Source organism: Humitalea sp. 24SJ18S-53 (assembly GCF_050632385.1).
Classification (GTDB): Bacteria; Pseudomonadota; Alphaproteobacteria; order Acetobacterales; family Acetobacteraceae; genus Humitalea.
This window is the reverse complement of the sequence record NZ_CP192599.1, coordinates 4,437,902-4,451,974: the sequence shown is the minus strand read 5'-3', so window position 1 is coordinate 4,451,974 and position 14,073 is coordinate 4,437,902. Positions and strand designations below refer to the sequence as shown.

Here is a 14,073-nt window from a genome sequence, read left to right as displayed (position 1 = left end):
CTGGACCGGTCCCCGCTGACACCGGCCTGGCCAGGACGTCGCCGCTGCGTGCTACAACTTGGCCAACCACCGCCGCTTGCCGGCCAGCACATGTTCCTCGCCCAGGCGCCGCGCCTCGGCCGCGTCACCGCTGGCGATGGCGTCCAGCGTCGCGGTGTGTTCGGCGTTGCTGGCGCGCATGTTGGCCTCGCTTTCCAGCGATTCCCACCGCGACCGCCAGCCCTCTCGCAGGGCTGCGTCATAGGCGGCGGCGACGCGCTTGTGCCCGGCGGCGACGAAGATCGCCTGGTGGAAATCCAGGTTCAGCCGGTAGTAGCCCTCCCGATCCCCGGCTTCGATCGCCGCCTGCATCGCCGCGACCATCGCCCGCAGCGCGGTCGGTTCGCCGCGACCGGCCAGGCGGGCGCAGGCAAAGCCGTTGAGCAGCGCGCGCATGTCGTAGATCTCGGCGACCTCGGCCGCTTCCAGCACGCGGACGCGCATGCCGCGATGGGCTTCGCCTTCCACCAACCCGGTCTGTTGCAGCGTGCGCAGCGCTTCACGGACCGGTCCACGCGATACGCCAAGCTCGGCGGCCAGCGCCGCCTCGTTCAGGCGGGTGCCGGGGGCAAGGCTGCCATCCAGCATGCGCTGTTCGAGCGAGGCGCGAACGACGTCGTTAAGCGCGCGGCGCGGCGCGGAGGGAATGGAGTCAGGCACGAACCAACATCGCGGAAGTACGCCGTCATCGTCAACACATTGTTAACATTGTGTCGGCATCCACTGCCAAGCTCACCTGCCCAGCGACCGAAGGATCGGACGCGATCCTACGCGGAGGGAAGCGAGTTCACTCGCAGCGCCGCCGCTGCATGCTCAAGGATCGTATCCGCGATCATCCTGTCCACGGACTCGCTGTAATGGAAGGGGGCATCGCCCCAACGGTGGTTGACGCGGGCCACTAATTTTTTTTCGGCAAACCCGAAGAATTTGGCCGTCGTCCGTATCTTGATCGCGTTGTATATGAGTTCGAGAGTCCGATTACTTTCATCCGCCTCCTTTTGCATTTTTTCATCGAAAAAACTTCCATCCTCTTTTTCAATTGTCCAAAACACATCATTAATATGAATATTTGGAATCTCTGCGAGGTAATCGCAGAGTGGTGGTAGAAATTCAGTTAAAATATTGTTATATTCATCTCTGTTTGGTCGAAAATATCGGAATTTCTTTAACACTTCAGGAGTTTTTTTCACAGCACGCTGCAGCGGTGTCGAATACGTGAAATATCCGCCACTTCCGACTCCGAGTCCAAATCGCTGATCAATAAAATCCATGATGAATATATCGGATTTTACCTGAAATCCATTTCGCCAGCTCTTATTGAAATCCTCGCGAACGCAGCGCAATTCAAATTTAGGGACATCCTCGTCGAGATCGAAGTCCATGGAAACCGGATCACTCATCATGGATCCAATAGAAGTCCGTGCCTGAAAGTAAGATATATTAACGCGATCCAGTATCAAATTCACGGCGTCACGCGTCACGCAGCTTCCTAAAATCGCCAGATCAATCTTTCTTGGGGTGGCGCTCTTATCTAAAATGTGGGCATCCACGGCAATGAACTCCGTCCAAAAAATACGGTGCGCACCTGGGGTGAATCGCACGTTGCGCGTTTTATATCCTGACTAAACTCTAGTGACTGGCGTGGGTGGCGCCAAGCTTCATATAAAGTCTGGACGCTTGTCCCCTCGGCGCGAACGCCCTTCGGACCGCCGAAGCCTTCTCGGCAATCTCGTCAACCGATTGTTGACATCCTGTCGGCAGATCGAAAGGATGGCCCCATGACAGACGCCCCGACCCCCTCCACGGCGCTCTCGCGCTTCACCGTCCTCGACCTGACGCGCGTGCGTTCCGGTCCGACCTGCGTCCGGCAGCTTGCCGACTGGGGCGCCAAGGTCATCAAGATCGAGATGCCGGAGGGCCTGGACCAGGGCGACCCGATGGGCGGCCCGCGCCTGGGCTCCGACTTCCAGAACCTGCACCGCAATAAGCGCGGCCTGACCCTGAACCTGAAGCACCCCGAAGGCGTGGCGCTGCTCAAGGAACTGGCCAAGACCGCCGACGTCATCGTGGAAAACTTCCGCCCCGACGTGAAGGAACGCCTGGGCATCGGCTACGAGGCGATGGCCGCGGTGAACCCGCGCATCATCTACGCCAGCATCTCCGGCTTCGGGCAGGACGGCCCCTACGCCGACCGTCCCGGCTTCGACCAGATCGCGCAGGGCATGGGCGGGCTGATGTCCATCACCGGCGAACCCGGCAAGGGTCCGATGCGCGTCGGCATCCCCATCGCCGACCTGACCGCCGGCATCTTCTGCAGCCAGGGCATCATGGTGGCGCTGCTGGAGCGTGAGGTGTCGGGCAAGGGCCAGTGGGTGCAGACCTCGCTGCTCCAGGCCCAGGCCTTCATGCTGGACTTCCAGGCGTCGCGTTGGCTGATGCAGGGCCAGATCGCCAAGCAGGCCGGCAACGATCACCCGACCAGCATCCCGACCGGCGTCTTCCCGACCTCGGATGGCTTCATCAACATCGCGGCCAGCGGCAACGCCATCTGGGCGCGCTGCGCCAAGGCGCTCGACCTGGGCGCGCTGATCACCGACGAACGCTTCGCCAGTGGCGAGGCACGCTCCACCAACCGCCACGCGCTGAACGCGTTGATCGCCGAACGCACCAAGGCCTTCACCAGCGCCGACCTGGTGGAACGCATGAACAAGGCCGGCGTGCCTTGCGGTCCGATCAACACCATCGACCAGGTTTTTGCTGATCCGCAGGTACAGCACCTCGGCGTCGCGCAGACCCTGAATGGCAACAAGACGGCGACCTACGTCGGCCAGCCCTTCACTCTGTCGCGCACCCCCTCCGCCATCGTCACGCATCCGCCGGCGATCGGCGAGCATACCGACGCCATTCTTGCTGAAATGGGCGTCGCCCCGGCGGACATCGCGCGTCTGCGCGCAGAACAGGTGGTTTGATAATGGATGGCATGACGCTCAACACCCCGCTGATGCTGGCCCGCAAGGGCGGCGGCATCGGCTGGATGACCTTCAACAACCCGGCCCGGCACAACGCCGTGTCGATGGAGATGTGGGAAGCCGCCGAAACCATCCTCGCCGATTTCACCGCCGATCCCGATGTGCGCGTGATCGTCATCCACGGTGCTGGCGGCAAGGCTTTCGTGTCGGGCGCCGATATCTCGAAGTTCGAAAGCGAGCGGTCTTCCGAAGCCGCCGTCGCCGCCTACCAGGCGCAGACCGCGCGCGTGTATGACGCGCTGTCCGATTGCCCGAAGCCGACCATCGCGATGATCCAGGGCCATTGCATCGGCGGCGGCACCGCGCTGGCCGTGTGCTGCGACATGCGCATCTGCAACGACACCGCCAGTTTCGGCGTGCCGGCGGCCAAGTTGGGTCTCGGCTATCCGCTGAAGGGCATCCGCCGCCTGGTCGATCTCGTCGGGCCGTCCTTCGCCAAGGAAATCTTCTTCACCGCCAGGAAATTCAGCGCCGAAGACGCCCGCGTCATGGGCCTGGTGAACCGCGTGGTGCCGAGCGCTGATCTCGAAGCCTATGTCACCGACTACGCCACCACCATCGCCGGCAATGCGCCGCTCACCGTCGGTGCGGCAAAATTCATCGTCGGCCAGGCGCTGAAGGACCGCGGCGCCGAGGATGGCGCGACCTGCGATGCCATGGTCGCCGCCTGTTTCGCCAGCGCCGACTACATCGAGGGTCGTCGCGCCTTCATGGAAAAGCGGCCGCCCCAGTTTCAAGGCAAGTAAGACGCGCGACGGCGGGACAACCGCCGCGCGAACCATTCGGGAGGTCCGCCATGTTTCCACGCCGCACGATCCTGGCCGCGTCGCTATCCGCGCCGGCCATCCTCTCCCCGTTCGGGGCCCGCGCCCAGGACACCTATCCCAACAAGGCGATCCGCGTCGTCGTCGGCTTCGCCGCCGGCGGCAGCACGGATCTGAACACCCGCACCATGGCGCCGAAGCTCGGCCAGTTGCTGGGCCAGCCGGTGGTGGTGGACAACCGCCCCGGCGCCGGCGGCAACCTGGCGACCGAGATCGTCGCCCGCGCCAATCCCGATGGCTACACCTTGCTGATGGGCACCATCGCGGCGCTGTCGGTGAACCCCAGCCTGTATCGCAACCTGCCCTTCGACCCGCAGACCGATGTCACGCCGATCTCCATGGCCGGCAATGTGCTGAACGTGCTGGTCGTCCCGATGGACCGGCCCTGGCGCAGCACCGCCGACCTGATCGCCGCGGCGCGGGCGCGGCCGGAGACCATCACCTATGGCAGCAGCGGTGTCGGCGGGGCCGGGCATCTGTCGGGCGCGCTGCTCGACCGCCTGGCCGGGGTCAAGACCATCCACGTGCCCTATCGCGGCGGCGGGCCGCTGATGACGGACCTGATCTCCGGCAAGCTCGATTTCGCCTTCTCGACCGGCCCGACCGCGCTGCCGCAGGTCGAAGGCGGGCGGTTGCGGATGCTGGCGGTGCCGTCCGCCGCGCGCAGCCCCTTGCTTCCCGATGTCCCCACCGTCGCCGAAAGCCTGCCGGGCTTCGACGTGCAGAACTGGAACGCGCTGGTCGGGCCGAAAAACCTGCCGCGCGCAATCGTGGACCGGCTGAATGCCGCCATGCGCACGACCTTGCAGGACCCGGAGGTGGTGCATCACCTCGGCCGCCACGGCGTGGAGCCGCTGCCCTCCTCCCCCGAGGATCTGGCCCGCTTCATCCGCGAGGAAACGGCCAAATGGGCGCCGATCCTGCGCGACGCCGGCGTCAGCCCGGACTGATCGGCGCATGGATCTGGGACTTTCGGGCCGCCGCGCCCTCGTGCTCGGCGGATCGTCCGGCATCGGCCTTGCCGCCGCCGCCATGCTGGTGGCCGATGGGGCCGATGTCACCATCGCCTCCCGCGACCAGGGCAAGCTGGACAAGGCGGCGGCCGAAACCGGCGCCCGCGCTGTGCGCTGCGATGTGGGCGACCCGGCCCAGGTCGCGGCCCTGGCGGCCGAATACGCCGATGGGCTGGGGCTTCTGATCTCGGCCTTTGGGGGCAGCCACCGGTCGCCCTTCCTGAAGCTGACCGACGAAGACTGGCTGGCGAATTACGAATTCAACCTGCTGGGCACCATCCGGGTGCTGCGGGCCTTCCACCCCGCGCTGGTCCGCGACGGGGCGGGCCGCGTCGTGCTGCTGGGCGCCGTCTCCGGCCGCCAGCCGACCGCCGAACAGGCGGTCAGCAATGTCCACAAGGCCGGGCTGCATGCGCTGACCAAGACGCTGTCCACCGAATGGGCACAGGACAACATAGGGGTGAACTGCGTCGGCCCCGGCCGCGCCTTCACCCCCCTGTGGCAGCGCCGCGCCACCGACCGCGCCGCGGCCGAGGGCACCACCGTGGCCGCGATCAAGGCCGAGGTCACGGCCGACATCCCGATGCGGCGCTTCGGCTCGGCCGAGGAAGTCGCCACCATGGTGGTCTTCCTGGCCAGCCCGGCCGCCGCCTATGTGACCGGCCAGACCATCATGGTGGACGGGGGCCTGATGCGCGCGGTGTAAGACTTCGTGGTTCGCCTCCCGCCCCGCGCGGGTGTAGGAAGCGACCATGGCTTTGCATGAACTCCGCGCCGACCGGCCGCTGGGGCGCGACAATGCGCCCGAAAAACCCGCCCCGCCCCCGCCGAAGGCGGACCGCCCGGTAAAGGCCAGGCGCGCCTATCGCTTCGGCTTCTTCGGCTGGACCTGGCGCATCGGCGTCGTGCTGGCCGGCACCGTCATCCTGGCCGCCGGGGTCGCGGGCTTTGGCTTCTACCGCGCGGCCGTGGCCGAACTGCCCGACTACCAATGGCTGGCGACCTACGAGCCGCCGCAGATGTCGCGCATCTATGCCGCCGATTCGCGGCTGATGGCGGAACTGGCGACCGAACGCCGCGTCTTCGTGCCCATCGCCGCCATTCCGCGCCGGGTGCAGCAGGCCTTCGTTTCGGCCGAGGACCAGAATTTCTGGTCCCATGGCGGCTTCGACCCCATCGCGATCCTGCGCGCCGCCCTGGTCAACGTCGAGAATATCGGCACCGGCCGCCGCGCCATCGGCGCCAGCACCATCACCCAGCAGGTCGCCAAGAACATGCTGGTCGGCAGCGACCGCACCATGCTGCGCAAGCTGCGCGAAGCCGTCCTGGCGACCCGTATCGAGGAGACGATGCCCAAGTCGCGCATCCTCGAAATCTACCTGAACGAGATTTTCCTGGGCGCCCAGGCCTATGGCGTCGCCGCCGCGGCGCAGCAGTATTTCAGCAAGGGGCTGGACGACCTGACCCTGGCCGAGGCTGCCTTCCTGGCCGCCCTGCCCAAGGCGCCCAACAACTACAACCCGATCCGCTACCCCGAGGCCGCCCGCGCCCGGCGCGACTGGGTCATCGACCGCATGGCCGACGACCGCGCCATCACCGCCGAGGAAGCCGCCGCGGCCAAGGCCGAGCCGCTGATGGCCCGCCCCAGCCGCCGCCCCGACTTCGTCCCCGTCGGCCAACACTTTACGGAAGAAGTCCGGCGCGAGTTGGTGACCCGCTTCGGTGTGGACCAGACGACGATGGGCGGCCTCGTGGCCCGCACCAGCCTGGACCCGCGCCTCCAGGCCCAGGCCGAGGTCGCGCTGCGCCACGGCCTGCTCGCCTACGACCGGCGCCGTGGCGGCTGGCGCGGGCCGGTGTCGCGCATTTCGGCGGTGCAGACCGAATGGCTGCCCCAGCTTGAACAGGTCATGCGCCCACCCGGCGCCCTGCCCGAATGGCGCGTCGCCGTCGCCCTGGACGTGCGTGACCGGGAGGCGCGGATGGCTTGGCTCGAACGCCCCGACCCGCGTGCCGCCCCCCAGCCCCAGACCATGACCCTGCCGTTCGACGAGGTGCAGTCCTGGGCCCGCCCGGTGCTGCGCGACGGCCGTCTCGGCCCGCCGCCGCGCCGCATGCAGGATGTGCTGGCGCCCGGCGACGTGGTGCTGGTCGAAGTGCTGCCGCCCACCGCGGCCAATCCGCCGCGCACCCCCGCCCGCCCGGAACGCCTGGCCTTGCGGCAATTGCCGGCGGTCGAGGGGGCGCTGGTCGCGCTCGACCCCAATACCGGCCGCGTGCTGGCCATGGTCGGCGGGTTTTCCTTCGAACGCTCCTGGTTCAACCGCGCGTCGCAGGCGATGCGGCAGCCCGGGTCCTCGTTCAAGCCCTTCGTCTATCTGCCGGCGCTGGAAATGGGCATCCCGCCGAACCAGCGCCTGCTGGACGCGCCGGTCGAAATCCAGACCGCCGCGGGCACCTGGCGCCCGGGCAATTACGCCGGCACCAGCAATGGCTGGGTCACCATGCGGTCGGCGCTGGAACGCAGCCTCAACCTGGTCACCGTGCGGCTTGCGCAGGAAATCGGCATGGAGCGGGTTTCCGCCACCGCCGCCCGCTTCGGCGTGATCGACAGCATGCCGCGTTACCTTGCCATGGCGCTGGGTTCCGGTGAGACGACGGTGCTGCGCATGACCTCGGCCTACGCTTCCTTCGCCAATGGCGGCAAGCGGGTGGAACCGACCCTGATCGACAGCGTGCAGGACCGCTTCGGCCGGCTGGTCTGGCGGCCCGATGGGCGCACCTGCCCCGAATGCGCGACCCGTGGCTTCGAACAGGGGCCGCCGCCGCTGACGGATGAACGGCGCCAGATCGTCGATCCGATCGCCGCCTTCCAGATGACCAGCATGTTGCAGGGGGCCGTGCAGCGCGGCACCGGCAGCCGCGCCGGGGCGGGGCTGAACCGCCCGATCGCGGGCAAGACCGGCACCACCAACGACTACATGGACAATTGGTTCGTCGGCTATACGCCCGACCTCGTGGTCGGCATCTGGGTCGGCTACGACGAACCGCGCACCCTGGGCGATGGCGAAACGGGCGGGCTGAACGCCGCCCCGATCTTCCGTGAGGTCGTGGCCGCGGCCCTGGCCGGCAGCCCGCCGGTGCCCTTCCGCGCGCCACCGGGCATCGCGCTGGTCCGCATCCAGACCGACAGCGGGGCGACGATCGTCGAAGCCTTCCGCCCGGGCACCGAGAACAGCGCCCGCCCGCCGCCGGACGACAATGCCCTGTTCGGCGGCGGCGGCGTCTCGGGCCTGCCGCCCGCCTTTGGCGTGCCCAGCGCGGCACCGAACCCCGGTGCCGCACAGCGCAACCTGGGCGATCTGTATTGAGGATCAGGAGTCCAGCCTGATCCCCAGATCGCGGATCAGGGGGCGCCACAGCGCGGACTCGGCTGCCACGAAGGCGTTGAATTCGGCCGGCGACCAGGCCGCGGGCTCGACACCCATCTCCTGCATCCGGCGCGTTATGTCGTCGGATGCGACGGCCGTGCGCATCGCCGCGTTCAGCCGGGCGATGATCACCGGCGGGGTCGCGGCCGGCACCGACATGCCCTGCCAGCCATAGGCGACGGCATCGATGCCCAGGTCCCGCAGGGTCGGCACCTCGGGCGCCGAGGCGCTGCGCGCATCTGACAGCACGGCCAGCACCCGAAGCTCCGGGTCGCGCAGGAACGGCAGGCCGGTCGCGGCGACCAGCACCTCGACCCGCCCCGCGCGCAGATCCTGCATCGCGGCGGCGGCCCCGCGATAGGGCACGTGCTCGGCCGCCAGCCCGGCGCGGCGCTGCACGAGTTCCATCGCCAGGTGATGCGGCGATGCCACCGCCGGGGTGCCATAGGTCACCGGCCGCACCCGGCCCTGTGCCACCAGCCCGGCGAAATCCCTGACCGGGCTGTCGGCCCGCACGACGAGGAACAGCGGAAACCGCCCGATGAAGCCGACGCCGGTCAAATCACGGTCCGGATCATAGGGCAGCCGGGTATAGAGCGCCGGGTTGTAGACCAACACGCCATTGTCGACGTGCAGCCAGGTATTGCCATCGGCCGGGCTTCGCGCGACCGCATCCGATGCCAGCACGGCGCCGCCGCCGGGGCGGTTTTCCACGACCACGTTCTGGCCCAGCGCCGGCGCCATCTGCGCCGCGATCAACCGGGCAAACAGGTCCGACGCGCCACCGGCCGGGTAGCCGACGATCCAGCGCATCGTCCGGTCCGGCCAGGGGGTCTGGGCCAGGGCCACACCCGGCAGCGCCAGCCCGGCCAGCGCCGCGCGCCGTCCGATGCCGTTCACGAATCCAGCCTGATGCCGAGTTCGCGGATCAACGGCCGCCACAGCGCGTTCTCGCGCCCGACGAAAGCGTTGAATTCCGCGGCGCTCCAGGGTGTCGCCTCGATGCCCAGGTCGCGCATGCGCCGGGCGATATCCTCCGACGCGATGGCCGCGCGCAGGCCCTCGTTCAACCGCGCAACAATGGCGGACGGCGTCGCGGCGGGGACTGACATGCCCTGCCAGCCATAGGCGACCGCATCCGGCCCCAACTCCTTCAGGGTCGGCACATCCGGCACCATCGGGCTGCGCGCATCCGACAGCACCACCAGCGCCCGCACCCGCCCGTCGCGGATGAAGGGCAGGCCGGTCGCGGTGTCGATCACGACGCAATCCACCTGGCCGGCCAACAAATCCTGCATCGAGGCCGGGCCACCGCGATAGGGCACGTGTTCCGCCGCCAGGCCCGACCGCCGCTTGACCAGTTCCATCGCCAAGTGATGCGGCGATGCCACCGCCGGGGTGCCATAGGTCACCGGCCGTACCCGGCCTTGCGCCACCAGCCCGGCAAAATCCCGGATCGCGCTGTCGGGCCGCACCACGATGTAAAGCGGGAAGCGCCCGATGAAACCGACCCCCGTAAAATCGCGGTCCGGGTCATAGGGCAGCCGGGCATAGAGCGCCGGGTTGTAGACCAGGATGCCATTGTCCACGTGCAGCCAGGTGTTCCCGTCGGCCGGGCTGCGCGCGACCGTATCCGACGCCAGCACCGCGCCGCCGCCTGGACGGTTTTCCACCACCACGCTCTGGCCCAGCCCCGGCGCCATCTGCGCCGCGATCAACCGCGCGAACGTGTCGGACGCGCCACCGGGCGGGTAGCCGACGATCCAGCGCAGCGACCGGTCCGGCCAGGCACCCTGCGCCCGGGCGGCGAGTGGCAGCAGCCCCGCGGTGCCTAAAAATGCTGCGCGCCGGCCAATCCTCAGGGTCCGCATCACCGCCTCCGTCGTCGTCATGCCCGCAGTTTGGGCACAGCGACGGCGATGGGGAAGGGGCCGCGCCTAGACCGCTTCGAGCAGGCCGAGCGCGAAGAGGCGTTGCAGAAACGCCAGCGCATCGCCCGGCAGGTCGGCCGCGGCCGCCCCATCCTCCAAACTCATCAGCCAGCCGAATTCCGCCTCGGTCATGATGATCTTGCCGCCGCCGTATCGCAGGGCGCCGCCGCCGTCGGGCAGCGGCACCACGGCGCTGTGCATGGAATCGGCCAGCCGCAGGCGCTGGTCCGGCGCCGGGGGCGGGGCGATCAGCCCGCGCGCGGGCATCTGCAGCCGGTCCTCCGCAAGCCGGCCGATCAAGGTCAGCGCCAGGGTCTCGACCAACCCCGGGGCGGCCAGCCGCGCGACCAGGTCGGCCAGCCCCGCGCCAAACCCGTCCTGCCCGATCCGCCAGGTGGGGACGGCGGCGCGGAAGGCGGGGTCCTGTTCCTCCGCCGTGTCGATGATGCGGCGCAGCGCCTCCGCCCAGGAGGGTTCCAGCAGCCCGATCGTGGCATGCAGGCTGGGCTCGCCGCCCGGCTGGGTGGCCGCGTCATGCATCACCCCGCGCGGCAGGTAGAGGATGTCGCCCGGGCGCATCGGCACGGCGATGGGTTCGCCCATCGGCTCCACCTGGTTGTCCCAGCGGACCCGCCGCGTCGGGTCCGGCACCGGCTGGCCGTTCCAGACGCGCCAGTCCTTCTGGCCGCTGACTTGCATGACCAGCACATCATGCGTGTCGAAATGCGCGCGAAAGCCCTGCGCACCCGGCGGGGTCAGGTAGATGTTGCACTGCACGCCGTGCAGGAACAGTTTTTCCAGCCCCCGGCAGAACCGCGCCAGCGGCGGATGCAGTTCGTGCAGTTCGCTGACGATCAGCGTCCCGCCCTGGTCGAAGCGATCGAACAGCCGCGGCAGGTCGACGCGGCCGTCATCGAAGGACCAGTCTTCCTCCGGCACCGCGGCACTACCCTCACGCGCGCTGTCGGCGACGGCGATGCGCCCGGCGCGCGCGGCGTCGGTCCGCAGCAGCGCGTCGATATCGGCGATCGAGACCAGGTGCGCGAAGCGGTCCGGGCTGGTGTGGCTGCGCAGATGGCACCAGTCGCGTGCTTCGCGCAGCGCGATGATCGCGTCCTCGTCAAGGCCGGGGAAGGCCAGGGCGGCGGCTTCTTCCGCCAGGGTCATGGTCATCGCGTCGTGCTCACTGTTCTGCGTGGCGTTAGCGCCGCCCTTGGCCCGCGGGGTCATCGGGATCGCTGTCCGACGTGCGTCGCACATTGCCACGGCCGCGCCCAGGGGCGTCGAAGGGGTCGGCATCGGACGCGGCGCCGCCGGCGCGATAGCCGATGCCGCGCCCCTGGCCCGGCGCGTCGGCGGGATCACTGTCGGAGATGCCGGTATAGCCGCGCGGCGCCACCGCACCGCGGCTGCCCCGCCCCTGGCCGGGCCGGTCGGAGGGATCATTGTCGTTGATGCCGCTCCCGCCCGTCTGGATCGAGACGCAGCCCGCAAGCCCGCCGGCGCCCAGCACCAGCAACCGTCGCCCGGCCCTGGATCCGGCCACGGATGGTTTTGGCGGATCTTGGTCGGCCGCCATGCAGGTGCCCCCGTGTATCGTGTCCTGTGCCATCCATGCTCGGCGCGAAACCGCGCCGGGTGCAAGCGTCGTCCCCCCGATTGCGCCAGGCCGGGCGTCGGACGCATGGTCTGCCCGAACAACCGAGGAACCCGCCGCATGGGCGATTTGCAGGCCTTGATCGGACGCAGCCGAACCGTGACCGACACGTTCACGGCGGCCGCCGTGCGGCGCATTCGTGCGACCCTGGATCTCGCGCCCGATCCGGTGCCCGACACGGTGCCGGCGCATTGGCACGCCATGTTCTTCGCCGACATCGCCCCGCAATCCCAGCTCGACCCCGACGGCCATCCCCAGAAGGGCGATTTCCTGCCGCCCGTGCCGCTGCCGCGCCGCATGTTCGCCGGCCGTCGCACGCGCCTGCTGGCCCCGCTGCCGGTCGGCGCCACCGCGACACGCACCAGCACCATCCACGCGGTCACGGAAAAGCAGGGCCGCACCGGGGCGATGGTTTTTGTCACCGTCCGGCACGAGATCGCGGCCGATGGCGTGGCGCTGGTTTCCGAAGACCAGGACATCGTCTACCGCGAAGCCGTCGCCCCGGGTGCCGCCTCGGCCACCGCAAGCCCCGCCATGGCCCCGGCCGACCCCGCCTGGTCGCAGGTCGTGACCCCCGATCCGGTGCTGCTGTTCCGCTATTCGGCCATCACCTTCAACGGCCACCGCATCCACTACGACGCGGATTACGTGCGCGGCGAGGAAGGCTATCCCGCGCTGGTGATGAACGGCGGGCTGACGCATCTGCTGCTGGCCGAGGCCGCGATCCGCCACGGCGGCCCGCTGCGCAGCTTTGCCGCGAAAAACCAGAAGCCGCTGTTCTGCGGGCGGCCGGCCACCCTGGCCGGCGATGGCACGACCGGCTCCATCAGGCTTTGGGCCGCCGACGACACCGGCGCGCTCGCGGTCGATGCATCGGCGGAGTTCGCGGCATGACGGCACAGAACAACGGCCCCCTTGCGGGCCTGCGCGTCATCGACCTGACCAGCGTCGTGGTCGGGCCGATCTGCACCCGGTCCCTCGCCGACCAGGGCGCCGATGTGATCAAGGTCGAAGCCCCCGAAGGCGACCTGCTGCGCCAATTGGGCGGCCGCGGCCGCAATGCGGGCATGAGCGGCAAGTTCATCAACTTCAACCGCAACAAGCGCGCCGTCTGCCTCGACCTGAAAAGCCCCGAGGGCCGCGCGGCGATGCTGCGGCTGATCGAGGGCGCGGATGTCTTCGTCTCCAACATCCGCCCCGCCGCGTTGGACCGCCTGGGCCTGGGCTGGGAGTCGCTGCGGGAGAAGAACCCGCGCCTGATCCATTGCAGCATCCTCGGCTTCGGCAAGGGCGGGCGGTATTGCGACCGCCCAGCCTATGACACCGTGATCCAGGGCGTCTCCGGCATCGCCGATGCCTTCAGCCAGTCCAACGGCACGCCGCGCTACGTGCCGATGGTGATGTGCGACCACACGACCGGGCTGATCGCGGCCCAATGCATCGGCTTCGCCCTGTACCGCCGCGAAAAGACCGGCGTCGGCGAGGCGATCGAAGTGCCGATGTTCGAGAACATGGCCGCCTTCGTCATGGCCGAGCACATGGGCGCGATGAGCTTCGACCCGCCACTCGGCCCGCCGGGCGATGCGCGCCTGCTGTCCAAGGACGCGCGGCCGCTGCCGACCAAGGACGGCTACATCTCGATCAGCGCCAATACCAACGCCCAGGCGTTCGGGTTGTTCGCCGCCATCGGCCGGCCGGAATTGCGCGACGATCCGCGTTTCGTCTCGGTCGCCGCCCGCACCGCCAATACGCCGGCCTATTTCGCCGTGCGGGCCGAGGCCCTGCGGGAAAAAACCACCGCCGAATGGCTGGAAGCCCTGGCCGCCGTCGACGTCCCGGCCATGCCCTGCAGCACCTTGGAAGGCCTGCCGGATGACCCCCACCTGAACGACGTCGGCTTCTTCACCGAGGAAGACCACCCGACCGAAGGCCGCCTGAAACGCTTCCGCCCGGCAAACCAGTTCGGTGGCGGCATGCGGGAGGGGCACCTGCCCAGCCCCCGCCTGGGCGAGCAAACCGCGGAGGTGCTGCGCGAAGCGGGGCTTTCGGACGCGGAGGTCGAGGCGATGCTCGCCAGCGGCGCGGCGCGCCAGGCCTAGCCGGCCGCGCCGCCCCTGTTGCCATTCCCGCCCATCGCGCATTCTCTGCG

Annotated in this window: 13 protein-coding genes; 7 read left to right on the top strand and 6 right to left on the bottom strand. The window is 68.8% G+C overall.

Annotated elements, in window-relative coordinates:
* Positions 1–51: 51 nt before the first annotated feature.
* Together ACQW02_RS21375 and ACQW02_RS21370 are read right to left on the bottom strand one after the other, a co-directional pair.
* Positions 52–699, bottom strand: coding sequence for a GntR family transcriptional regulator (locus ACQW02_RS21375; RefSeq protein WP_431281927.1), 648 nt, complete (start codon positions 697–699; stop codon positions 52–54).
* 107 nt (positions 700–806) lie between these two features.
* On the bottom strand, positions 807–1,640 hold the full coding sequence (locus ACQW02_RS21370; protein WP_431281926.1) for a DUF6270 domain-containing protein: 834 nt from the start codon (positions 1,638–1,640) through the stop codon (positions 807–809).
* 177 nt (positions 1,641–1,817) lie between these two features.
* Here ACQW02_RS21370 and ACQW02_RS21365 point away from each other — a divergent pair, with 177 nt between their 5' ends.
* Genes ACQW02_RS21365 through ACQW02_RS21345 form a run of 5 tightly spaced genes read left to right on the top strand, consistent with a single transcriptional unit; the run spans position 1,818 to position 8,276 of the window.
* Positions 1,818–3,008, top strand: coding sequence for a CaiB/BaiF CoA transferase family protein (locus ACQW02_RS21365; RefSeq protein WP_431281925.1), 1,191 nt, complete (start codon positions 1,818–1,820; stop codon positions 3,006–3,008).
* A gap of 11 nt (positions 3,009–3,019) precedes the next feature.
* Positions 3,020–3,814: an enoyl-CoA hydratase gene (locus ACQW02_RS21360; RefSeq protein WP_431281924.1), complete on the top strand. Its 795-nt coding sequence runs from the start codon at positions 3,020–3,022 to the stop codon at positions 3,812–3,814.
* A 50-nt stretch (positions 3,815–3,864) separates the two neighbouring features.
* Complete coding sequence (locus ACQW02_RS21355; protein WP_431281923.1) at positions 3,865–4,842, top strand: Bug family tripartite tricarboxylate transporter substrate binding protein; 978 nt, start codon at positions 3,865–3,867, stop codon at positions 4,840–4,842.
* A 7-nt stretch (positions 4,843–4,849) separates the two neighbouring features.
* The gene (locus ACQW02_RS21350) at positions 4,850–5,611 is read left to right on the top strand and encodes an SDR family oxidoreductase (RefSeq protein ID WP_431281922.1); all 762 of its coding nucleotides are present in this window, start codon (positions 4,850–4,852) and stop codon (positions 5,609–5,611) included.
* A 46-nt stretch (positions 5,612–5,657) separates the two neighbouring features.
* Positions 5,658–8,276 carry a penicillin-binding protein 1A gene (locus ACQW02_RS21345; protein WP_431281921.1) on the top strand — a complete coding sequence of 873 codons (2,619 nt, stop codon included), beginning with the start codon at positions 5,658–5,660 and terminating at the stop codon, positions 8,274–8,276.
* Between the two features lie 3 nt (positions 8,277–8,279).
* Here the strand turns inward: ACQW02_RS21345 and ACQW02_RS21340 are convergent, their stop codons facing one another.
* The 4 genes from ACQW02_RS21340 to ACQW02_RS21325 all read right to left on the bottom strand — a co-directional run bounded on the left by ACQW02_RS21340 (position 8,280) and on the right by ACQW02_RS21325 (position 11,813).
* Positions 8,280–9,236, bottom strand: a complete 957-nt coding sequence (locus ACQW02_RS21340; RefSeq protein ID WP_431281920.1) for a Bug family tripartite tricarboxylate transporter substrate binding protein — start codon at positions 9,234–9,236, stop codon at positions 8,280–8,282.
* The gene (locus tag ACQW02_RS21335; RefSeq protein WP_431281919.1) at positions 9,233–10,207 is read right to left on the bottom strand and encodes a Bug family tripartite tricarboxylate transporter substrate binding protein; all 975 of its coding nucleotides are present in this window, start codon (positions 10,205–10,207) and stop codon (positions 9,233–9,235) included. The genes ACQW02_RS21340 and ACQW02_RS21335 overlap by 4 nt, the downstream gene beginning before the upstream one ends.
* Before the next feature lie 66 nt (positions 10,208–10,273).
* Entirely contained in the window at positions 10,274–11,497 is a 1,224-nt protein-coding gene (locus ACQW02_RS21330) for a cupin domain-containing protein (RefSeq protein WP_431281918.1), read from the bottom strand.
* Positions 11,469–11,813: a hypothetical protein gene (locus ACQW02_RS21325; RefSeq protein ID WP_431281917.1), complete on the bottom strand. Its 345-nt coding sequence runs from the start codon at positions 11,811–11,813 to the stop codon at positions 11,469–11,471. Before ACQW02_RS21325 ends, ACQW02_RS21330 begins: the two co-directional genes overlap by 29 nt.
* A gap of 210 nt (positions 11,814–12,023) precedes the next feature.
* Here ACQW02_RS21325 and ACQW02_RS21320 point away from each other — a divergent pair, with 210 nt between their 5' ends.
* On the top strand, positions 12,024–12,818 hold the full coding sequence (locus ACQW02_RS21320) for an FAS1-like dehydratase domain-containing protein (RefSeq protein ID WP_431281916.1): 795 nt from the start codon (positions 12,024–12,026) through the stop codon (positions 12,816–12,818).
* Positions 12,815–14,023 (top strand): CaiB/BaiF CoA transferase family protein, encoded by a 1,209-nt coding sequence (locus ACQW02_RS21315; protein WP_431281915.1) that lies wholly within the window; start codon positions 12,815–12,817, stop codon positions 14,021–14,023. The genes ACQW02_RS21320 and ACQW02_RS21315 overlap by 4 nt, the downstream gene beginning before the upstream one ends.
* Positions 14,024–14,073: the final 50 nt, after the last annotated feature.